This window comes from Streptomyces sp. HUAS MS02, assembly GCF_055702265.1.
In genome coordinates this window covers 884,800-906,562 of sequence record NZ_CM146747.1, presented here as the reverse complement: position 1 = coordinate 906,562, position 21,763 = coordinate 884,800, and the positions used below count along the sequence as shown (strand labels likewise).

Below are 21,763 nucleotides of genomic sequence, written 5' to 3'. Positions count from 1 at the left end.
CGACCCGTAGCCCCCTCCCCTTAGGCGCCTTAGGCCTCGACCTCACCGCGACCCTGCCCCCACAGCGTGTGGAACGACCCCTCCCGGTCCACCCGGCGGTACGTGTGCGCCCCGAAGAAGTCCCGCTGCCCCTGCGTGAGCGCCGCGGGCAACCGCTCGGCGCGCAGCGCGTCGTAGTACGCCAGCGCCGCCGCGAACCCGGGCGTCGGCACGCCCTGCCGCGTCGCGGCGACCAGCACCTCGCGCCAGTCGTCCTGCGCCGCCGCGATCTCCTGGGCGAACGTCTCGTCGGAGAGCAGGCTCGGCAGGTCGGGCCGGGCGTCGTAGGCGGCGCGGATCCGGTCCAGGAACGCCGCCCGGATGATGCAGCCGCCACGCCAGATCGAGGCGACCTTGCCCAGGTCGATGTTCCAGTCGTACTCGTCGCGCGCGGCGTCGATCTCGTGGAAGCCCTGGGTGTACGACACGATCTTGGAGGCGTACAGCGCCTGCTCGACCCGGTCGGCGAAGGCGCCCGCCTCGGCCGCGCTGAGCGGGGTGGCCTTCGGGCCGGCCAGCGAACGCGAGGCGTCGCGCAGGGCGGCGTGGCCCGACAGGGAGCGCGCGAAGACGGCCTCGGCGATACCGGACACCGGAACACCCAGGTCCAGCGCGATCTGGACGGTCCAGCGGCCGGTGCCCTTCTGCTCCGCCTGGTCGACGACCACGTCCACGAACGGCTTGCCGGTGGCCGCGTCCACGTGCGCCAGCACCTCGGCCGTGATCTCGATCAGGTACGAGTCGAGGCGCCCGGTGTTCCAGGTGCGGAAGATCTCCGCGATCTGCGCGGGGGTGTAGCCCGCCACGTCGCGCAGCAGCTGGTACGCCTCACCGATCAGCTGCATGTCGGCGTACTCGATGCCGTTGTGGACCATCTTCACGAAGTGCCCGGCGCCGTCGGGACCCACGTGCGTGACACAGGGCGCGCCGTCGGCAGCCTTCGCGGAGATCTTCTCCAGCATCGGGCCGAGGGAGTCGTACGACTCGACCGGGCCGCCGGGCATGATGCTCGGTCCGTTGAGCGCGCCCTCCTCGCCGCCGGAGATGCCGGCGCCGACGAAGTGGATGCCCTGCTCGCGCAGCGCGGCCTCGCGGCGGCGGGTGTCGGCGAAGTGCGCGTTGCCACCGTCGATGATCATGTCTCCGGGCTCCAGGAGCGGCGCGAACTCCTCGATCACCGCGTCCGTCGGGCCGCCCGCCTTCACCATGACGACCAGGCGCCGGGGGCGCTCCAGCGCCTGGACGAAGTCCTTGGCGGTCTCGGCCGCGATGAAGTCGCCCTCGTGCCCGTGCTCCTTGATCAGCGCCTGGGTCTTCGCCGCGGAGCGGTTGTGGACCGCGACCGTGTAGCCGTTGCGGGCGAAGTTGCGGGCGAGGTTGCTCCCCATGACCGCGAGGCCGGTGACGCCGATCTGGGCTGAAGTGCTCATACGGTTGGCTCCTATGGATCCTGATATCGGTGGTGCCGTTCCTGCCCGCCAGTATTGTCCTTCCGGCCATCCTGACGTGCACCGGCCCCGTCCGCACTGCGCGGCGTGCCGGGCTTGAGTACGCAGGAAGAGCCCTACCTGCCTCAATGGGGCGCGCAACCAGATGCATTGCGCGCCGTCCCTGGTCACTCGCGCGCCGGACGGGAGCACTTACGCGCCGGATCAGGTCGCTTACCCGCCACACACGGGACGGGAGCGGCTGAATTTTCGTCTTGTCCTGGCCGGTTCGCGGCGCTTACTTTTGCGGCTCACTGCATAGGCGAGGGGGACACTCCATGGCCGTACGCGGTCGGCACCGGCGGTACCAACCGAACAGGATCAACCGCGCCTCACTCACCGTCACGGCGGGCGGCGCGGGGATGGCGCTCCCGCTGATGGGCACCGGCGTCGCGGAAGCGGCCGATGCCGAGACCTGGGACAAGGTCGCGGCATGTGAGTCCACCAACGACTGGAACATCAACACCGGCAACGGCTACTACGGCGGCCTGCAGTTCAGCCAGTCCACGTGGGAGGCCTTCGGTGGCACGGCGTACGCCGCCCGCGCGGATCTGGCCACCAAGGAACAGCAGATCGCGATCGCCGAGAAGGTCCTCGACGGCCAGGGCCCCGACGCCTGGCCCGTCTGCTCGCAGCGCGCGGGCCTCACCCGCGGCGGTGACGGGCCCACCCGCCAGATCGAGGACGTGAAGCCCCAGACCACGCCCCAGTCGCAGGCCGGCAAGGTCGAGATGTACACGGTGGTCCGTGGCGACACCCTCTCCGAGATCGCCGACTCCCAGGACGTCCGGGGCGGTTGGCGCAAGCTCTACGAGGCCAACCGCAGGACCATAGGGTCCGACCCGGACGTGATAATCCCTGGCCAGCGCCTGAGCCTGCACACGGCCGGCCAGAAGAAGGAACGGAAACAAGAACAGAAGCACGAACAGAAGCAGGAGAAGCAGGAGAAGAAACAGGAAAAGAAGAAGGAGCAGAAGCAACAGAAGCAGCAGGCGTCCGACAAGCGGCAGGAGTCGGCGTCCCTCGTCGCTCCCGTGAGCGCCTCTCTCGGCACCCCCTACCGCGCTTCGGGCTCCTCCTGGTCGAAGGGCTACCACACGGGCGTCGACTTCCCCGTGTCGACCGGCAGCACGGTGAAGTCCGTGGCCGCGGGGGAGGTGGTCACCTCGGGCTGGGGCGGCTCCTTCGGCTACCAGGTGGTGATCCGGCACGCCGACGGCCGGTACACGCAGTACGCCCATCTGTCGGCGATCTCCGTGAAGGCCGGGCAGAACGTGAGCACCGGACAGCGCATAGGCCGGTCCGGTTCCACGGGCAACAGCTCGGGCCCGCATCTGCACTTCGAGGTGCGGACGGGGCCCGGCTTCGGCAGCGACATCGATCCGATCGCCTATCTACGGGCGGGAGGGGTTCGGATCTAGGGTGATGCGGGAGGCCCGGTCCGGGCCTCCCGCTCAGGATTTCACGCGGTCGCGATGCCGCTCCAGGAGTGCCCTCGGCACGTACGGCCCGCCTCGGAAGGGCAGCGGCAGCAGGTTGCCGGGCAGGGCGTCGCCCTCGTACTCCGGCTCGCACTCCGGCGTCCGCCCGAGGAACGGGGCCGGTACGACCACGGGCTCGTCCAGGTCGGTCGCGTCCCTCTCCGGCTTCTCGAAGGTCCGGTGCGGCAGACCCGCGAGCAGCTGCTCCAAGGTGAGCGACTCCGGGTCGACGCCGGCCGGCGTACGCCCGGAGATCGTCGCCATCGGCTGCCGGACGGCCGGGATCGGGAGGCGCTCGTCGTCCCGCTCCGTCCGCACGTCGTCGCCGAGCCGCTCGGTGGTCAGCAGGACCAGGCCGCCCGCCGCGACGACACCGCAGCCCAGTGCGAGCAGGGTGCCGGTCGTGCCGTAGCGGAACGTCTCGCCGAACATCGTGATGCCGACCGCGGCCGCCACCACCGGGTTCACCACGGTCAGGGTGGCGAGCGGGGCCGCCAGGCCGCCGCCTCGGTAGGCGGCCTGGGAGAGCAGTAGACCGGCCGTCGCGAAGACGCCGATGACCGTGACGGTCGGCAGGTCGGCGAGCGTGACGCCGTCCGTCCAGTCGACGGCGACCGTCTTGGTGAAGACCGAGGACATGCCGAACGCGACACCGGAGGCGATCGCGAGCAGGATGCTGCGGACCGCGGGGTGCCGGTGGACCGCGCGTGCCGCCACCATCAGCGCGGCCACCGCGCCCCCGCTGACCACGGCAACCAGCACCCGCTCGGCGTCGCCCAGCGACTGGGTGCCGGCCGAGCCGACCAGGGAGAGCAGGCCCGCGAGCCCCACCGTCGCCATGATCACGCCCCGCCAGGCCGTCGCACCCGCCCTGCGGCCCACGAAGAGCGCCGCCATGGGCAGGGCGAAGACGATGGTCAGCGCGCCGAGCGGCTGCACCAGGCTCAGCGGGCCGTAGGCCAGGGCCACCACGTGCAGCAGCCCGCCGAGGCTGTTGAGGCCGGCGGCGGCCCACCACCCCGGCCGGTGCAGCGGGGCGTAGAACTGACCGGGCAAGGACACCGCGACGCGCTCCTGGACGATCGCCCCGCCCGCGTAGGCCACGGCGGAGGCGAACGACAGCAGCACGGACAACACGAGGGCGCTCATGTGCGGCTCCTCAGCGAGGCGCGAGGGCTCCCGGCCCGGCGCGGTGAACGCTCGGCTTTCATACTGACCACGATGCCTCGGTCGGGCGTCGGCGTCGTCGTACCTGAGCACTCAATAGGTCCTACTGCCGTTGGAGTACGAAGAGCCCGTCGTCATCCCTCAGGGGGGCGACACGGGGTGCACTCCACCGGCTGGACGGGGACCCGGCCCCTGGTACTACTCGTCCTCGTGGATCACGACCCCGGCCTCAGCGCCCTCTCCTCTCTCGGCGGTTTCTTCGTACTACGCACGGGGCGACCACCGCACGACGGTCCGCCGACGCTCGCGGAGGCCTACGCGGCACGGGATGCCGATGTGGAACGAGAGGTTTACGCGAATCCCGTAATTTTCCGTGTCCGGAAGGTCGCGCGCAGTCTCCGGGCGCCCGAGCTCCGGGTGGCCGCGTCCATCGCCCACCTCGGCTTCGCCGCCCGGCTGTGGTCGGTGGCCCTGGGTTCGGCCGCCCTGTACGGCCGCGTCCCCGACCTCGACCCCCGCCTCCTGCGCTGGGACGCCGACGCGAGCGCCCCCGAGGATCTGTGGCTGGCCGAGGTGCGCGGCCTGCCCGCCGAGCGGATCGGCGAGGTCGTACGGGAGGGACACCTGGTGCCGCTGGCGGCGGCCCTCCGTGCTCAACTACCGCTTTCCGAGCGGCTGCTGTGGGGGAACGCGGCCTCCGCGCTGATGGGCGCCGTGCGTCAGATCGACCGGTGGGCGGCTGCCAACGGCCGTACCGAGGTGGCGAGTCGGTCCCGGGCACTCGCCGCCGAGCTGTTCGCGCACCCCGCCCTGGCCGGGACGCTCGACCCGGCCACCCTTCGCCGCCGCAGCTGCTGCCTCTACTACCGGCTGCCCGGCGGAGGACTGTGCGGCGACTGCTGCTTCGACCGGCCGCCCGGTACCGACGCCCGCCGCGGCCCTCGCTCCTGACCCCGGGGCGTGCGCCCGCGAAGAACATCGTGGTCTTCCCCAACTGACCCTTCTGGGTGACCATGTGGGAACCAGCCGCTGAGACAGGGGGTTCCGGGTGCGAGTCGGCCTGCTGACCCGGGAGTATCCGCCCGACGTCTACGGCGGCGCGGGCGTCCATGTCGAGTTCCTCGCCCACGAGTTGAGATCCCTGGTCGATCTCGACGTGCACTGCTGGGGCGAGGGCGCCGCCGGTGGTGTCGTGCGCCACCGGCCCTGGTCCGCGCTCGACGGCGCCAACGACGCGCTGCGTACCTTCTCTGTGGACCTCTCCGTCGCCGCCGGCCTCCAGGGCCGCGAACTGGTCCACTCGCACACCTGGTACGCCAACCTGGCCGGCCACCTCGGCAAACTGCTGCACGGTGTCCCGCACGTGATGACCGCCCACTCGCTGGAACCGCTGCGCCCCTGGAAGGCCGAGCAACTCGGCGGCGGCTACGCTCTGTCCAGCTGGGCCGAGCGCACCGCGATCGAGTCCGCCGACGCGGTGATCGCCGTCTCCGGCGCCATGCGCGACGACATCCTCGGCTGCTACCCCGCCCTGGACCCGGCGCGGCTCCATGTCGTGCACAACGGCATCGACACCTCGCTCTACCGGCCGGCCCATGGCACGGACGTCCTCGACCGCCTCGGCGTCGACCCCGGCCGCCCGTACGTCCTCTTCGTCGGCCGCATCACCCGGCAGAAGGGCGTCCCCCACCTGCTGCGCGCCGTCCGGGACATCGATCCGGCCGCGCAGGTCGTGCTCTGCGCGGGCGCCCCCGACACCCCGGAGATCGACCAGGAGTTCCGCGACCTCTTCGCGGAACTGAGCCGCGTGCGCAAGGGCCTGTTCTGGATACCGCAGATGCTGCCCCGCCCGGACGTGATCCAGCTTCTCACCCATGCGGCGGTGTTCGTCTGCCCGTCGGTGTACGAGCCGCTCGGTATTGTCAACCTTGAGGCCATGGCCTGCGGCACGGCCGTGGTGGCCTCGCGGGTCGGAGGTATACCGGAAGTGGTGGAGCACGGTGTCACGGGCCTCCTCGTACCGACCGAGGACGACTTCGAGAACGGACTGGCCCGGGCCCTGGACTCGGTGCTCGCCGACCCCGCGACGGCCGCCCGGATGGGCGAGGCCGGCCGGGAGCGCGCGGTGCGGGAGTTCGGCTGGGACGCGGTGGCCCGGCGGACCGTCCGGCTTTACCAGGAAGTCCTCGAACAGGGGTAGTCACAGAGCAGTCAGGATCAGCGTTCGGCACGACCGGGCGTAGAGGGGCGGCGGCATGCGGCGCGGTGGACCTTCGGTGCTGGGAATCGTACTGGCGGGCGGTGAGGGCAAGAGGCTGATGCCCCTCACGGCCGACCGCGCGAAACCAGCGGTGACCTTCGGCGGTACGTACCGCCTGGTGGACTTCGTCCTGTCCAATCTCGTCAACGCGGACATTCTGCGCATCTGCGTGCTCACGCAGTACAAGTCGCACTCGCTGGACCGGCACATCACCACGACCTGGCGGATGTCGAGCCTGCTGGGCAACTACGTCACCCCGGTCCCGGCCCAGCAGCGGCTCGGCCCGCGCTGGTACCTGGGCAGCGCCGACGCCCTTCTGCAGTCCCTGAACCTGGTCCACGACGAACAGCCCGAGTACGTGGCCGTGTTCGGCGCCGACCACGTGTACCGCATGGACCCCCGCCAGATGCTGACGCAGCACATCGAGGGCGGCGCGGGCGTGACGGTGGCCGGTATCAGGGTGCCGCGCGGGGAGTCGTCCTCCTTCGGTGTGATCACGCCCGGCTCCGACGGCCGGGCCGTCGAACGCTTCCTGGAGAAGCCGTCCGACCCGCCGGGCCTGGTCGACGATCCCGAATGCGTGTTCGCCTCGATGGGCAACTACATCTTCACCACCAAGGCCCTGGTGGAGGCGCTCCAGCGGGACGCGGAGGACGAGGACTCCGTACACGACATGGGCGGCTCGATCCTGCCCCAGCTCACCGAGCGGGGAGAGGCCCAGCTGTACGACTTCAGCGCCAACCACGTGCCGGGGGAGACCACCCGTGACCAGGGCTACTGGCGGGACGTCGGCACCCTCGACGCCTACTACGACGCCCATATGGACCTCATCGCCGAGCGCCCCGCCTTCAATCTCTTCAACCGCAGCTGGCCCATCTACACCAGCTCCGGCCAGCTCTCGCCGGCCCGCTTCAACGCGGGCGGGATGGCGAGTGAATCGATCATCAGCGCGGGCTGCCTGATCCGCGGCCAGGTCACGCGGTCGGTGCTCTCCCCGGGAGTCGTCGTGGACCCGGGCGCTGTCGTCCAGGGCTCGGTCCTGCACGACAACGTCCACATCGGGCGGGGCGCGGTCGTCCGGGGCGCCGTGCTCGACAAGAACGTCCAGGTGCCTCCGGGCGCCACCATCGGAGTCAACCCCGAACGGGACGCCGAGCTGTACACCGTCTCCCGGGGCGGAGTGATCGCGTTGGGCAAGGGTCAGCAGGTGTCGTAGACGGGGCACCTAGCCCTTCAGGGTGACCGCAGTGCACACAGATGTCCCATGGGTCCCGCCTTTTCTCGGAGGCGGGACTTAACCTGTTGTTAACTGTGCGTAGCTTGATCGTACTTGACCGTAATCGCGCAACAGCGATTGACTACCGGTTCACCCGTCGTCGACGCGAGGCAAGCCATTGACTTCTGACCTGCTCGCCCCCCTCGACCTTGCGTTCTGGAACATCGAGTCCGCCGAACACCCCATGCACCTGGCCGCCCTCGGCGTCTTCACGGCGAACTCGCCCACCGCGGGCGCCCATGCCGCCGAACTGCTCGCCACGCGGGCCGTCGCGGTGCCCGCGCTGCGGATGCGGATCCGGGACGTGTGGTTCCCGGACGTCCGGCTGCCCCTGGCGTTCGGCGGCGCGACCCGGGAGCCCGTCGCCGACTTCGAGCCCTTCGACCACGTACGGCTGCACGCGCCGACCGCAGACTTCCACACCGTGGCCGGACGGCTGATGGAGCGCCCGCTGGAGCGCGGCCGGCCGCCCTGGGAGGCGCATGTGCTGCCGGGGGAGGACGGCACCTCCTTCGCCGTGCTCTTCAAGTTCCACCACGCCCTCGCCGACGGACTGCGCGCGCTGACGCTCGCCGCCGCCGTCATGGACCCCATCGACATGCCCGCGCCCCGGCCGCGCCCCGCCGAACCTCCCCGCGGCCTCCTCGGCGACGTGCGCAGACTCCCCGACCTGGTCAGGGGCACCCTCTCCGACCTCGGGCGCGCCCTCGACATCGGCGCCTCCGTCGCCCGCACCACGCTCGACGCGAGCCTCGGCGCCCGGTCCCCGGCCGCGCTGACCTCCGGGGCGAGCGGCACCCGCCGTACCGCCGGGGTGCTCGTGGACCTCGACGACGTGCACCGGATCCGCAAGACCGTCGGCGGCACCGTCAACGACGTCCTCATCGCCGTGGTGGCGGGCGCGCTGCGCCGGTGGCTGGACGAGCGCGGGGACGGCAGCGAAGGGGTCGCGCCCCGGGCGTTGATCCCGGTCTCCAAGCGCCGGCCGCGCACGGCGCACCCGCAGGGCAACCGGCTCTCCGGGTACCTGATGAAACTGCCGGTGGACGATCCGGACCCGCTGCGCCGGCTGCGTACGGTGCGTGCGGCGATGGACCGCAACAAGGAGGCGGGGCCCAACCGGGGCGCGGGCGCGGTGGCCCTGCTCGCCGACCACGTGCTGCCGCTCGGTCACCGGCTCGGAGGGCCGCTGGTCAGTCAGGCCGCGCGCCTCTGGTTCGACATCCTCGTCACCAGCGTCCCCCTGCCCAGCCTCGGCCTCCGGCTCGGCGGCTGCCCGCTGGCCGAGATCTACCCCCTCGCTCCGCTGGCCCACGGGCAGTCCCTCGCGGTGGCCGTCTCCACGTACCGGGGGAGCGTCCACTACGGGCTGGTCGCCGACGGGGAGGCCGTCCCGGACCTGGAGCGACTGTCCGCGGCGGTCACGCGGGAGGTGCGGGAGTTGTTGGCGGCGTGTGAGGTGTGACGCGTGGGGGTGCGTCGTCGGGTGCGGGTGCGCGGGGCTTCTCGCGCAGTTCCCCGCGCCCCTGAAAAGCAGGGGCTGCGCCCCGTGCTTTTCGGCCCGAAGGGGCCGTAGGCCCTTGAGGGGCGCGGGGAACTGCGCGACCAGCCCCCACCGGCCCCGCGCCCGAAGTTTGGTCACCACGCCCCCCGCTCCGTACAATTCCCCGTTCGACAGCGGATGCGGCAGGCGCGCCGCACGTGATCAGGGAAACGGCAGCGCGATGACGGTGACAGAGGACGGCCCCGCGACCACGGACGAGGTCGGGTACGGCCCCGGCATCGACCCGGACCGGCTCGCCGTGTGTCTCAGCGTGCTGGAGGAGCTCGACAAGCTGGAGGTCGACCACCCGGACGCGATCGCCGTGCGCCGGGCGACCGCCGGCGTCTACCGCACGGTCAAGCAGCGCCGCCGCCAGGAACGCCGCGCCGCCAAGACCGCCCACGACAAGGCGGTCACCGAGGCCACGGCGACCGGCTCCGCCCAGCGCATCGACGACGAGACCGAGGGCATCCTGCCGTCGTCCGTCACGGAGGCGGGGAAGATCGCGGGGATACTCCAGCGCCCGCGCTCCTGCTACACCTGCAAGACCCGGTACGTGGAAGTCGACTACTTCTACCACCAGCTCTGCCAGGACTGCGCCGCCCTGAACCGCGCCAAGCGCGACGCCCGCGCCGACCTCACCGGCAAGCGCGCCCTGCTCACCGGCGGCCGCGCCAAGATCGGCATGTACATCGCCCTGCGACTGCTGCGCGACGGCGCGCACACCACGATCACCACCCGCTTCCCCAAGGACGCCATCCGCCGCTTCAAGGCGATGGACGACTCGGGGGACTGGATGCACCGGCTGGAGGTCGTCGGCATCGACCTGCGCGACCCGGCGCAGGCCGTCGCACTCGCCGACCAGGTCGCCGAGGCCGGCCCCCTCGACGTCCTCATCAACAACGCGACCCAGACCGTACGCCGGCTGCCCTCCGCGTACGCCGCCCTGGTGGACGGGGAGAGCGCCCCGCTGCCCGCCGGTGAGCTCCCCGCGCACCACGTCATCGGCGCCTTCAACTCCGGCGCCGTGGACGGTCTCGCCGCGCTGCCCCTCGGCACCAGCGGCCTCGACGCGCAGCAGGTCGCCGACCTCGCCCTGGTCGCGGGCAACGCCAGCGTCGCCCGGCACCTCGACGGCACCGCCATCGACGCGGGCGGTCTCGTCCCCGACGTCGTGGACACCAACACCTGGGTGCAGACCATCGAGCAGATCTCGCCGGTGGAACTGCTGGAGACCCAGCTGTGCAACTACACGGCGCCGTTCATCCTGATCAGCAAGCTCCGCCCGGCCATGGCCGACGCCGCCCGCAAGGCGAGAAGCGGACGCGCGTACGTCGTGAACGTCTCGGCGATGGAAGGCGTCTTCGGCCGTGGCTACAAGGGCGCGGGGCACCCGAACACCAACGCCGCCAAGGCCGCGATGAACATGGTCACGCGGACCAGCGCGCAGGAGATGTTCCAGACCGACGGCATCCTCATGACCTCCGTCGACACCGGTTGGATCACCGACGAGCGCCCCCACTTCGACAAGCTGCGCCTCGCCGACGAGGGCTTCCACGCCCCGCTCGACCTCGTGGACGGCGCGGCCCGCGTCTACGACCCGGTCGTCCGCGGCGAGCAGGGCGAGGACCTGTACGGCATCTTCCTGAAGGACTACGAGCCCGGCAAGTGGTGAGCTGCCCTCGCCCGGTCCGCCACCAACTCCAGCACCGTCCGCCAGTCCTCCAGGACCCCGGCGTCCATGCCGGGGCTCCACCCCGCCTCGTCCGCGTGCCGCAGGGCCAGCACGTCCTCGACGAGCGTGGCGTCCGCCCACCCGCCCGCGTGCAGTCGCACCAGATCGTCCGCGCCGAGGGCGTGCAGGCGTACGAGCCGGGCCACCCGCTCGCCGAGCAGGGGGCGCACCGTGTCGGCGGCCAGGTCGGCGTGGCCGGTGTCGTCACCCGGACGGAGCAGCCGTCCGATGGCGTGCACCAGCCCCGCCACCTGTAGTTCCTTGTCGGCGGGCCGGCCTCGGCGCAACAGCGCGGCGGTCTGCAGCGCGTGTTCGTACGGGTCGACCGCGGCGCCCCCGCGGCGGTCCGCCGTCGGGCCGCCGCCCCGGCAGGCGTGCAGCAGGTCCATCAGCTCCTCGACGCCGCGCAGTTCCATCCGCCGGTCCTCCCGAGTCCGCCCGCGAGAAATGCCGTTGCGACACATGAGCAGATCATGGTCGGCTTGCGATTCGGCCAACAGGACCTGAACTGCGTACCGGGCACGGCGATCCGATGGGTTGTCGGAAGGGTGCGGGGGTCGAGTACTGAGCCGAACGAGTGATGAGAAACCGAACAAATGGGGCAACTTGCCCTAGGGTAGGGCTTGCTGGGCACTGAAAGACTCAAGACAGTTACCTCGTGTTTTCAGCCCCATCGAGCGGCCACCCGCTCATTTGGTTACTCTGTACCGGACGGACAGCCTTATATGGGTCCCACCCACACCCACGGTCCGTCCCGGGACAAGCCGGTCACCACGGCCTGCTCTCATCTCCAGGCAATCCGGCGCCACCGCGTCCGAACTGACAACGACTCAGACCCGGGCGGACGTCAGGCGCACAGCGGCAGGCTGGGCCGACGTCCCGAGGGTGACCCGACACATAAGGAGTGCGCGGTGACACCAGAGAAGACGAATCGCGAGCCACGTCCCGAGGAACACACCGAGGGCAGCGGCCGGTCGAAGAAGGAACTGGGCAGCCTGGACGTGTGGGCCAGGTCCGCCCCGATCCGGCTGGCGGGCTACGAGGACGACCTCGCCGAGCCCCACATCCTGCCCAGCGTGGACTGAGCGGGAGCATCGCGATCGCCGTCTGCATGGGCGTGCCAGACTCACGCCCATGCAGATCAGAGAAGCCACCGCCGACGACTGGCCCGGCATCTGGCCCTTCTGGCACCGCGTCGTCGCCGCGGGCGAGACCTACACCTGGGACCCGGACACCTCCGAGGAAGCCGCCCGCGCCCTGTGGATGGCCCCCGCCAAGCGCGTGTACGTCGCCGAGGACGAGACCGGAACGCCGGTCGGCTCCGCCTACCTCACCCCCAACTACGGTGGCCCCGCGGCCCGTATCGCCAACGCGGGCTTCATCGTCGACCCCGACCACGGCGGCCGGGGCATCGGCCGCACCCTCGCCGCACACGTGCTCGCCGAGGCCGTGGCCCAGGGCTTCCGGGGCATGGTGTTCAACGCCGTCGTCGAGACCAACCCCGCCGTACGGCTCTGGACCTCCCTCGGCTTCACCGTCCTCGCCACCGTCCCGGACGCCTTCGAGCACCCGAAGGACGGCCTGGTGGGACTGCACATCATGTACAAGGCGCTGTGACGAGACCGATCACGTCCCCCGGAAGGCGCTGTGACACGGCCGCTTCCGGGTGCCTCTACCGATGCGGCCGGTCGAGCGGTGCCGTCCGTGATCAGGGATTGAGTTCCTCCAACCGGCCCGCCACCGACAGGAGTTCGAGTTCGCGGCCCGGGCGGCCCACCAACTGCACCGCGCACGGCGCCCCCGAGGGAAGCGTGCCGAACGGCACGGACATCGCGGGCCGACCCGTGAGGTTCCACGGCGGGGTCAGCGGTGCGTAGTTGGTGTTCACCAGCAGATTGCGCACCCACCCCCGCTCGTGCCAGTTCGCGGCAGCGGGCCCCCGCCGGGCGAGCGCCGGGGTGAGGAGCACATCGTGCTCGGCGAAGAACGGCTCCATGCGCCGGCGCAACTGCTCCCGGCGGTCGCCCGCGCGCACCCCTTTCAGGAAGCGCCGTCCCACGGCCGCGTGCACCCGCGTGCGCCGGGTGAGCAACCGCGGATCGAGGCCCTCCGCGTCCATCGCCGTCCCCGCGGTCCAGTGCGCCAGCGAGGTCGTGCCCAGCCAGAGGGGGTACGGCGGATCGGCCCGCCGCACCGTCAGCCCGGCCCCGGCGAGCAGCTCGGCGGCCCGGCGCGCGGCATCGGCGTACGCGCGCGTGACGGTCACGCCGACCAGGGGGCTGCGCACGGACACGGCGATGCTCGGCGCGGACGGCGCGGATCCGGACGGCGCGGATCCGGGCGGGTCCGCGGCGGCCTTGTCCGCCAGTATCCCGAACATCAGCCGGGCGTCCTCGACCGTCGTCGCCAGCGGCCCGTTCTCGGACATGCCGAACCAGTCGCCGTGCCCGATGTCCGCCGGGACGACACCGAAGCCCGGCTTGAGGCCGAGCACCCCGCAGTTCGCGGCCGGTATCCGCAGCGAGCCCATGCCGTCGTTGCCCAGGGCCAGCGGCACCAGACCGGCGGCGACGGCGGCCGCACTGCCGCCCGAGGAGCCACCGGTGGTGCGCGCGGTGTCCCAGGGGTTGCGGGCGGTGCCGTGCACGCCGTCGGTGGTGCCGAAGACACACAGCTCGGGCACGTTCGTGAGCCCCACGACCACCGCGCCCGCCGCCCGCAGCCGGGCCACGGTCACATGGTCCTCCCCGGCCGGCGCCTCGGAGGTCGCGGCGGACCCGTTCCGGGTGGACTCGCCCCGCACGGCGAGGTTGTCCTTGATCGCCACCGGCACGCCCGCCAGGGGCAGTTCGGCCAGATCGGCCCGGTCGGCCACCTCGTCGGCCTCTGCCAGGGCCGCCTTGGCCCGGACCGTGCGGAACGCCCCGACCCGCCCGTCCAGGGCCTCGATCCGCGCCAGATGCTCCGCCACCACCTCACGCGGCGTGGCCCGCTTCGCCCGTACGGCGGCGGCTATCTCGACGGCGGTCCGGCCGACCCAGCTGGTCACGGGCGCTCCCTGGCGGTGTCGTGCGCGTCGGTGTCGTACGCGACGGAGGGGCGTACTCGTGAGTAGTGATCGAGTACGGCAGCACTGTGCCCTGTGGGGCGGCCCCGCGTCGAGAGTCCGTCGTGCAGAAGTCCGCGCCCGGCCCGGTCAGCGGTTGCGCGCGGGTGATGCGGCCAGTCGCGTCGGGGGCAGGAACTCCCGTACGTACGTCCGCTCCCAGCACGCTCCGGTCTCCCGCAGCTCGCGCCAGGTCGTGTAGCGGTAGCGGAAGAGGCGGGCGCGGACGAAGCGGGGCGGGGCGTCGGCGGGGAAGGGGGAGCGGCGCAGCAGACGGAGGGTGTCGCGGTCGTTCTCCAGAAGGCGTTCCACCAGGGCGCCGAACCAGGAGCCGGCGTACGCGGGGGAGAGCGCGACGAACCACATCAGCCAGTCGAGCCGCAGATGGTACGGGGCGAACTGGCGGGGCCAGTGCCGCGGATCACCCGGCTTGCCCCGGAACTCGTACTCCCGCCACTCGGAGTCCTCGCGCGGTACGTCGTCCGCCGTGCCCTCGATCACCACCTCGTACCGCACCCGGCTGACGCTGCCGAACGCCCCGTAGGTGTTGACCAGGTGCAGCGGGTCGAAGGAGCGGTTCATGACCTGGCGGCGGGAGATCATGTTGCGGACCGGGTGGTAGCTGAGCCCGAGGACCAGCGCGGCGACGGCGAGCACGGTGACCGCGTACCACAGGGGCGGGTCGGCGGTGTCCGGCGCGCCCGTGCCGAAGTCGACGGCGGACAGGGCCAGCACGATGGTGATCCAGTTCAGCCAGGAGAAGTTGCCGGAGAGCACCAGCCACAGCTGTGTCGCGATCATCAGCGCGGCGGCTGCCGTCGCGATCGGCTGCGGGGCGAAGAGCAGGAACGGGACCACGAGCTGGGTGACGTGGTTGGCGGCCACCTCCACGCGGTGCAACGGCTTCGGGAGGTGGTGGAAGAACCAACTGAGCGGGCCGGGCATCGGCTGGGTCTCGTGGTGGTGGTCGAGGCAGGTGAGCCTCCGCCAGCACTCGTCGCCGCGCATCTTGATCAGCCCGGCCCCGAACTCGACCCGGAAGAGCACCCAGCGCAGCAGGAACAGCACGACGACCGGCGGCGCCACCTCGTCGTTGCCGAGGAAGACGGCCAGGAAACCGACCTCCAGCAGCAGCGACTCCCAGCCGAAGGAGTACCAGGTCTGGCCGACGTTCACGATCGACAGGTACATCGCCCACGGCACGAACCACAGCACCATGCCCGCCCAGAGCGGCAGCAGCGAGTCCAGCCCGGCGACCAGCGCAACCGACACCGCGCAGCCCGTCCAGGCCCACGCCGCGAAGAAACGGTCCGAGTAGTGGCGGTGGAACACGCTCGGCGCGTGCCGGAACGGCACCCGCTCGACGAAACGGGGTACCGGCAGCATGCCCCGCTCGCCGATCAGCGCGCGGAACTGCAGGGCCGCTCCCAGGAAGGCGACCACATAGATCACGGCCAGGGAGCGCTGGAAGAGCAGTCGGCTCAGCCAGAGGTCGGGTGCGGTGAACCAGTCCACGCTACCGACGATAGTGAGCGCGTCGAGGTCCGGTCAGATATCGATCCCTCCACTCGAATAATCGGGCAAATGCTGTCAAAGTAGCTCCATGGTTGATCGGGGAGCGAGCGACTCGGACGTCCCGGACGACTGGCTCTCCCACCCGGACCCCGTCCTGGCCCTCAACCTCATGGGCACCTTCGACTGGGACCTCGACGCCGGTGCGTTCCACATGGACGCCAAGGCCCACGAGATCTTCGACGTGAGCCCGGAGGAGTACGACGGCAGACCCGAGAGCCTGTCCGTGCGGGTGCCCCCGATGGAGGGTTACAGACTCGACGCCCTGGTCTCGCAGGCCCTCAAGGACGGCAGCGAGAACTACGGCGCCTACTTCCGCATCCGGCTGCGCGACGGAACCCTGCGCTGGACGCACACCCAGGGCTACATCCGCCGCGACGCCACGGGGCGCCCGTACCGGGTCATCGGCATCGTGCGTGACGCCACCCGTGAACTGAACGAGATCAGCTCCCGCACCGAGCCGCAGGCCACCCCCGACGAGGACCGCCGCAGACAGGCCAACGTCGTCCAGGTCGTCACGGCCGCCCTGGCCCACGCCCGGACCGTGCAGGACGTGATCGACGTCCTGGAGGACACCGACGGGCTCACCCACCTCGGCGCGACCAGCCTCGTCATGGGCCTGGTGGAGGCCGGGCGCGTCCGGATGGTCGCCGCCGGCCCGGAGGACAGCTATGTACCGGGCACCCGGATCACCCGCCTCGACGTGAAGTACCCGATGAACGAGGTCGTACGGCACCTCTCCCCGCACTTCATCGAGTCACCGGAGGAGTTCGCCGAGTCCTACCCGCTGCTGTGGCCGCACATCACCGACCTCAAGATCACCTCGGCCGCCTATCTGCCCCTGATCGTGCAGGCCCGCCCCATCGGGGCCATGGGACTGCTCTACAGCGACCGGCGCGGCTTCACCTCCGAGGAACGCGACATCCTCATCGCACTCGGCAGCAGCATCGCCCAGAGCCTCCAGCGGGCCATGTTCTACGAGCAGGAGAAGGACCTGGCCGAGGGGCTCCAGCAGGCCATGCTGCCCCGGTCCATCCCCAGCGTCCCGGGCGCCGACATCGCCGTCCGCTACCGCGCCGCGTCCTTCGGGGGCACGCTCGGCCGGGACATCGGCGGCGACTGGTACGACCTGATCCCCCTGCCGGGCGGGCGCGTCGGCGCGGTCATCGGTGACGTCCAGGGCCACGACACGCACGCGGCGGCCGTCATGGGGCAGCTGCGCATCGTCCTGAAGGCCTACGCCACCGAGGGCCACACCCCGGCCACTGTGATGGCCCGCGCCTCCGCCTTCCTCCACGAACTCGACACCGACCGCTTCGCGACCTGTCTGTACGCGGAGGCCGACCTGTCCACCGGGGTGGTCCAGGTCGTCCGGGCCGGCCACATCGACCCGCTGGTGCGGCACACCGACGGCACCTGCCACCGGGTCGCCGTGGAAGGGGGGCTGCCACTCGGACTGTCCGCGGAGTTCGGCGGCCTGGAGTACCCCGTCAGCACGGTCGAGATGTTCCCCGGGCAGACGCTGCTGCTCTGCACCGACGGCCTCATCGAGCAGCCCGGCGCCGACCTCGACGACGGCATGCGGACGCTGAGGACGCTGATCGCCACCGGCCCCGACGACGTCGACGATCTCGCGGACCGGCTGATCGACGTGGCGGAGGAGCGGGGCGGCGACGACGACGTGGCCCTCCTGCTGCTGCGCCGCCGCAGCCGCACCGCGGAGCCCGGCGGGCGGCTCCAGCAGCATGTCGCGCCGGGTGATCCGGAGGCGCTCAGCGAGGCGCGGCACATGATCGGCGCGGCGGTCCGCACGTGGGGCGCGCGGGATCGGGCCGACGAGATCGAACTCGTCGCCGACGAGCTGATCACCAACGCGCTCATGCACACGGAGGGCTCCGCGATCGTGACGCTGCGGGCCCTCGCGGGATCCGACCGGCGGCTGCGGGTGGAGGTCGAGGACTCCTCCAGCGCGTTGCCTCGGCGGCGGGAGGCGGGGGAGGCGGGGGTGTCGGGGAGGGGCTTGCTGTTGGTGGACCGGTTGACGGATGTGTGGGGGGTGGAGGCGCGGGGTGGGGGCAAGTGCGTGTGGTGCGAGTTCGTGCTGCCGGGCGCGGGCGCCTCATAGCTCGGGGGTGCCTGTTTCGTTGGCGGGTGCGGCTCCGGTGGGGCTTCTCGCGCAGTTCCCCGCGCCCCCGGAAGACCAGGCCCCCGGGGCTTTGAAAGACGACCGGGGCTTTGAAAGGCGACCGGCGGCGGGCCTGAAAAGCACGGGGCGCAGCCCCCGCTTTTCAGGGCGCGGGGAACTGTGCGAGAAGCCCCACCGGGCCGGCAGCCGACAACGCACCCCCACCCGCACCCACCCCACCCGCACCCGGCGGAGCCGCATGGCACTCTGGACGTATGCCCGAATTGCCTGAGGTGGAGGCTCTCCGGGACTTCCTGGTCGGCAAGGCCGTCGGTCATGAGGTCGTCCGCGTGCTGCCCGTGGCCATCAGCGTGCTGAAGACGTACGACCCGCCCCTGAGCGCCATCGAGGGCCGGGAGGTCACGGGCGTACGGCGGCACGGGAAGTTCCTCGACCTCGCGGCGGATGACGGCGAGCTGCACCTCGTCATGCATCTGGCGCGGGCCGGCTGGCTCCAGTGGAAGGACCGGCTGCCGGACGGACCGCCGAGACCCGGCGGCAGGAACCCGCTCGCGATGCGGGTCGCCCTGGAGACCGGCGAGGGCTTCGACCTCACCGAGGCCGGGACGCAGAAGCGGCTCGCGGTCTACCTGGTACGGGACCCGGCGGAGGTGCCGGGCATCGCCCGGCTCGGCCCGGACCCGCTCGCCGACGACTTCGACGTCACCCGCTTCGCCGGGCTGCTCGCGGGGGAGCGGCGGCAGATCAAGGGCGCCCTGCGGGACCAGAGCCTGATCGCGGGCATCGGGAACGCGTACAGCGACGAGATCCTGCACGCCGCGAAGATGTCGCCCTTCAAACTGGCCTCGTCGCTCAAGCCGGAGGAGGTCCGGCACCTCCACGAGGCGCTGCGCGTCACGCTCACCGAGGCCGTCGAGCGTTCCAGGGGGCTGGCGGCCGGGAGGCTGAAGGCGGAGAAGAAGAGCGGGCTCCGGGTCCACGGCCGTACGGGGGAACCCTGCCCGGTGTGCGGTGACACGGTCCGGGAGGTCTCCTTCAGCGACTCCTCGCTGCAGTACTGCCCGACCTGTCAGACGGGAGGCAAACCGCTCGCCGACCGACGTCTGTCCCGGTTGCTCAAGTAGTCCTGATCGGCCGCTCGAACAGCCCGGAACCGGCGTCGGTCATGATCCGCAACCATTGAAGGTACGGACCAGTGCGGCCCGGTTCAGCGCCAGGCCGGAGCCTCGATGGTCACCAGGAGTTCGCCGTCCTGGCTGCGCACCTCGAAGCGGCTGATGTCCTCGCGCTGCATGGCGGTTCCCCCCACCATCTCGGAGGCCTTGTCGGCGTCCTCGGGGGACTTCCAGTTCGCGGCCGTCTCCTCGGAGCCGTCCTTGCCGATCACCACGAGGCGGCAGGCGTGGACGCCCTCGGCCTCCTTGACCTTCAGCTCGATGTCGCTGCCCCAGAGCCGCTCCTCGGCCTTGACCTCGGCCCAGACGCCCGTCTTGGCGTCGGTGGCGGCGACGGTGTCCGGAGCCTCGCCCGGACCTGCGAGAACGGCCACGGCGGGGCCGCCGACGGCAATGACCACGGAGGCCGCGAGGGCGAACAGCCAGCGCCGGCGCTTCGCCCGGTGTCGGGCGGCCACCTCGTCGAGCAGCCGCCCCAGCATCCGGGGGCCGGGCGCCGCGAACGGGTGTACGGAGCGTGGGGTCGCGTTGCGGTACAGCATCAGCTGCCGGGCAGCCGGACGGAACTCGGTGACCTGTAGCGCGCACTGCGGGCAGCCGCGGACATGGTCCTCGAAGTGGAACGAATCCACCTCGTCCAGCACGCCCAGCGCGTACGCGCCGACGTCGTGATGACGATCCTGGGACCACATGGCGATTCCTCGGGCCGGTGTGCGGTGGGGGTTGCTTCCTGCCCCCACCGGTACGGACCAGACCGGCGAATCACTCAAGCCTCACGACAATGCCAACCAAAAGATTCGGAGCCCTCCGCAGCGCGGATTGGTCCCGGACGGAAAAAGTTGGTTCGGCAAGGCCGGGACAGGTGGGCGGCCGGCACCCGGACCCGGGTCCGGCGACTAGAAGAGGTGGATCGCCAGGTGCCCCAGCGGCAGACCGAGCCGCCAGGCCGGCGTCCAGACCTTTGGGCCGTCGTCCTCTCCCAGCACCGCGCCGCCGCCCGGCACCGCGTCCAGGTCGGGTGCGAGCAGCTCGGTCTCCTCCAGCCAGCGCCACGCGGCGGCCGCCAGCTCCAGATCCGGGGACGGGCCGCCCGACTCCAGCGCCTCGGCGGTGAAGTCCGCCATGCGCTCGCACACCCAGTCCTGCCACGGCTGGTCGTACGCCGTCAGCGACAGCCAGGTCTCCAGCTGGGTGACGACCCGGATGCCGGAGAGCTCGCCGCCCGCGTCCGAGAGAAAGATGGTCAGCGCCAGGGCGTCCCGCCCCGCACGGAACTCGAAGGACGTCGGCGGCATCAGGTCGCCCGTCCGCAGCAGTTCCTCCGCGATGTACTCGGCGTAGAACCACGCCATCGGGACGGCCAGCTCGCCGCCGCCGGCGCCGTCCGTGCTCTCCTGCCCTCTGTGCAGCATCCCTTCCTGCCTTCCTCCGGTGCGTGCGCGTCGCCCGACCCCGGGCCTGGAGACCAGGCCCCGGCCCCCATCCGGAACACGGATAGAAGACAGCTGATTGCTCAACAGGGGTCCTCAGCAAGGCGCTTTACAGAGGTTTGACTCGGCCATGGGTTTCACCGCAGGTCGGCCGCGTATCCCGGAAGCACCCGGCGTAGGGCGCGCAGTGCGTAGTACGCGCGAGACTTCACCGTACCGGGCGGGATACCGAGGGCTTCGGCGGCTTCCGCCACACTCGCCCCCTGGAAGTACACCTGCACCAGTACTTCGCGGTGCTCGGGAGTGAGTGTCTTCACAGCTTCCCGTACATCGAGGGTCGCCACCGACCGATCGGCGTGATCGGTCATCACTCGGGCGTTCTCCAGCACCGCGTCCCCCACCTCCGCGGGACGCGCCTGCCGGGCCCGCCGCGCGTCTATGGCGAGCCGCCGCCCGACGGTGAGCAGCCAGGGGCGTACGGAGTCGAAGTCGTCGGCGCGCAGCGCCTCGGGATGTTGCCAGGCGCGCACGAAGGTCTCCTGCACCAGGTCCTCGGCGCGATGGCGGTCCCCGTCGGAGAGCCGCAGGAGCAGGGCGAAGAGGGGGCGGCCGTGTTCGCGCTGGAGCTCGGCCAGCTCGTGTTCGGCGGTCGTCCCGTTGGTGATCGTGGTTCCGGCCGTCATGGCCGTATGGGAACGCGGGGCGCTGCGCGGGGACAGAGGCCGGTCACGGATGTGCGGCGGGCGGTCGAACCTGTCGACGAACGGTGCGACGAACGGTCGGCGGACCCGAACCACCATCGCCGACGAACCTACGACACCACCGCCACCGCCACCGGTCCACGGCGCCACCGCCACCCGGCCCTACGGCACCACGGTCACCGGCCAGCGGCCCGCCTTCACCAGGCGCAGGGCGACCGAGCCGACGATGCGGTGACCGGCCTGCTGGGAGGCGCCCACCACGACCGCGTCCGCCTTCAGGCGGTCCGCCGCCGTCACCAGACCGCTGTACGGGTCGCCGCGGAAGGTGTGGAACTCCCAGCGCACCTCGAAGACGCCCTTCACCTGCTCGGCGGCCTTCCGGACCTCCGCCACCAGCTGCTCGGCGATCTCCTCGGTCGTCCCCGCCACCGGCATCCCCAGCGCCGCGCTCGTCGCCAGCGGCGGCTGCACGTACACGATGGCGAGCAGCGCGTGCTGGCGGCGGGCGAGACCGGCGGCGTAGGCCACCGCGCGCAGGGACGTGTCGGAACCGTCCAGTCCGACGAGGACGACCTTGGGCCCGTCGGTGCCGCGTTCGAACCGGTGTGCTTGCTGATCGGTCACGCTCGCGAGGCTATCCGAGCA

General features: G+C 71.4%; 19 protein-coding genes. 10 read left to right on the top strand and 9 right to left on the bottom strand.

Annotated features, from left to right (window positions below; genetic code table 11):
- Positions 1-29 precede the first annotated feature (29 nt).
- The gene (gene gndA / locus ACZ9QC_RS04020; protein ID WP_472918850.1) at positions 30-1,469 is read right to left on the bottom strand and encodes an NADP-dependent phosphogluconate dehydrogenase; all 1,440 of its coding nucleotides are present in this window, start codon (positions 1,467-1,469) and stop codon (positions 30-32) included.
- Positions 1,470-1,804: 335 nt separating this feature from the next.
- On the opposite strand from gndA, the gene ACZ9QC_RS04015 reads away from it, so the two are divergent.
- On the top strand, positions 1,805-2,947 hold the full coding sequence (locus tag ACZ9QC_RS04015; protein WP_472918849.1) for a transglycosylase family protein: 1,143 nt from the start codon (positions 1,805-1,807) through the stop codon (positions 2,945-2,947).
- Positions 2,948-2,980: 33 nt separating this feature from the next.
- Here the strand turns inward: ACZ9QC_RS04015 and ACZ9QC_RS04010 are convergent, their stop codons facing one another.
- On the bottom strand, positions 2,981-4,156 hold the full coding sequence (locus ACZ9QC_RS04010) for a DMT family transporter (protein WP_472918848.1): 1,176 nt from the start codon (positions 4,154-4,156) through the stop codon (positions 2,981-2,983).
- 228 nt (positions 4,157-4,384) lie between these two features.
- On the opposite strand from ACZ9QC_RS04010, the gene ACZ9QC_RS04005 reads away from it, so the two are divergent.
- The 5 genes from ACZ9QC_RS04005 to ACZ9QC_RS03985 all read left to right on the top strand — a co-directional run bounded on the left by ACZ9QC_RS04005 (position 4,385) and on the right by ACZ9QC_RS03985 (position 10,928).
- Positions 4,385-5,125, top strand: a complete 741-nt coding sequence (locus tag ACZ9QC_RS04005; RefSeq protein ID WP_472918847.1) for a (2Fe-2S)-binding protein — start codon at positions 4,385-4,387, stop codon at positions 5,123-5,125.
- 97 nt (positions 5,126-5,222) lie between these two features.
- Entirely contained in the window at positions 5,223-6,374 is a 1,152-nt protein-coding gene (gene glgA, locus ACZ9QC_RS04000; RefSeq protein ID WP_472918846.1) for a glycogen synthase, read from the top strand.
- A 55-nt stretch (positions 6,375-6,429) separates the two neighbouring features.
- Positions 6,430-7,650 carry a glucose-1-phosphate adenylyltransferase gene (gene glgC, locus ACZ9QC_RS03995; protein ID WP_472918845.1) on the top strand — a complete coding sequence of 407 codons (1,221 nt, stop codon included), beginning with the start codon at positions 6,430-6,432 and terminating at the stop codon, positions 7,648-7,650.
- Between the two features lie 178 nt (positions 7,651-7,828).
- Positions 7,829-9,175, top strand: a complete 1,347-nt coding sequence (locus ACZ9QC_RS03990) for a wax ester/triacylglycerol synthase family O-acyltransferase (RefSeq protein WP_472918844.1) — start codon at positions 7,829-7,831, stop codon at positions 9,173-9,175.
- Positions 9,176-9,434: 259 nt separating this feature from the next.
- Positions 9,435-10,928, top strand: coding sequence for an SDR family NAD(P)-dependent oxidoreductase (locus tag ACZ9QC_RS03985; protein WP_472918843.1), 1,494 nt, complete (start codon positions 9,435-9,437; stop codon positions 10,926-10,928).
- Here the strand turns inward: ACZ9QC_RS03985 and ACZ9QC_RS03980 are convergent.
- On the bottom strand, positions 10,907-11,404 hold the full coding sequence (locus ACZ9QC_RS03980; protein ID WP_472918842.1) for a hypothetical protein: 498 nt from the start codon (positions 11,402-11,404) through the stop codon (positions 10,907-10,909). The two genes, ACZ9QC_RS03985 and ACZ9QC_RS03980, sit on opposite strands and share 22 nt — an antisense overlap.
- Before the next feature lie 495 nt (positions 11,405-11,899).
- On the opposite strand from ACZ9QC_RS03980, the gene ACZ9QC_RS03975 reads away from it, so the two are divergent.
- Together ACZ9QC_RS03975 and ACZ9QC_RS03970 are read left to right on the top strand one after the other, a co-directional pair.
- Positions 11,900-12,073 (top strand): hypothetical protein, encoded by a 174-nt coding sequence (locus ACZ9QC_RS03975; RefSeq protein ID WP_316724262.1) that lies wholly within the window; start codon positions 11,900-11,902, stop codon positions 12,071-12,073.
- 49 nt (positions 12,074-12,122) lie between these two features.
- Positions 12,123-12,605: a GNAT family N-acetyltransferase gene (locus ACZ9QC_RS03970; protein ID WP_472918841.1), complete on the top strand. Its 483-nt coding sequence runs from the start codon at positions 12,123-12,125 to the stop codon at positions 12,603-12,605.
- Between the two features lie 91 nt (positions 12,606-12,696).
- Here the strand turns inward: ACZ9QC_RS03970 and ACZ9QC_RS03965 are convergent, their stop codons facing one another.
- The gene (locus tag ACZ9QC_RS03965; protein ID WP_472918840.1) at positions 12,697-14,037 is read right to left on the bottom strand and encodes an amidase; all 1,341 of its coding nucleotides are present in this window, start codon (positions 14,035-14,037) and stop codon (positions 12,697-12,699) included.
- Positions 14,038-14,184: 147 nt separating this feature from the next.
- Complete coding sequence (locus ACZ9QC_RS03960; RefSeq protein WP_472918839.1) at positions 14,185-15,609, bottom strand: lipase maturation factor family protein; 1,425 nt, start codon at positions 15,607-15,609, stop codon at positions 14,185-14,187.
- A gap of 88 nt (positions 15,610-15,697) precedes the next feature.
- On the opposite strand from ACZ9QC_RS03960, the gene ACZ9QC_RS03955 reads away from it, so the two are divergent.
- Positions 15,698-17,791: a SpoIIE family protein phosphatase gene (locus ACZ9QC_RS03955; protein ID WP_472918838.1), complete on the top strand. Its 2,094-nt coding sequence runs from the start codon at positions 15,698-15,700 to the stop codon at positions 17,789-17,791.
- Between the two features lie 275 nt (positions 17,792-18,066).
- Entirely contained in the window at positions 18,067-18,936 is an 870-nt protein-coding gene (locus tag ACZ9QC_RS03950) for an Fpg/Nei family DNA glycosylase (RefSeq protein WP_472918837.1), read from the top strand.
- A gap of 83 nt (positions 18,937-19,019) precedes the next feature.
- On the opposite strand, the gene ACZ9QC_RS03945 is transcribed toward ACZ9QC_RS03950, so the two are convergent.
- From ACZ9QC_RS03945 to ACZ9QC_RS03930, 4 genes are all read right to left on the bottom strand, one after another.
- Complete coding sequence (locus ACZ9QC_RS03945; RefSeq protein ID WP_472918836.1) at positions 19,020-19,679, bottom strand: hypothetical protein; 660 nt, start codon at positions 19,677-19,679, stop codon at positions 19,020-19,022.
- Positions 19,680-19,883: 204 nt separating this feature from the next.
- Positions 19,884-20,399 carry a hypothetical protein gene (locus ACZ9QC_RS03940; protein ID WP_319245168.1) on the bottom strand — a complete coding sequence of 172 codons (516 nt, stop codon included), beginning with the start codon at positions 20,397-20,399 and terminating at the stop codon, positions 19,884-19,886.
- A gap of 155 nt (positions 20,400-20,554) precedes the next feature.
- Positions 20,555-21,100, bottom strand: coding sequence for a sigma-70 family RNA polymerase sigma factor (locus ACZ9QC_RS03935; RefSeq protein WP_184902325.1), 546 nt, complete (start codon positions 21,098-21,100; stop codon positions 20,555-20,557).
- Positions 21,101-21,280: 180 nt separating this feature from the next.
- Complete coding sequence (locus ACZ9QC_RS03930; RefSeq protein ID WP_472918835.1) at positions 21,281-21,742, bottom strand: universal stress protein; 462 nt, start codon at positions 21,740-21,742, stop codon at positions 21,281-21,283.
- Between the last annotated feature and the right edge of the window lie 21 nt (positions 21,743-21,763).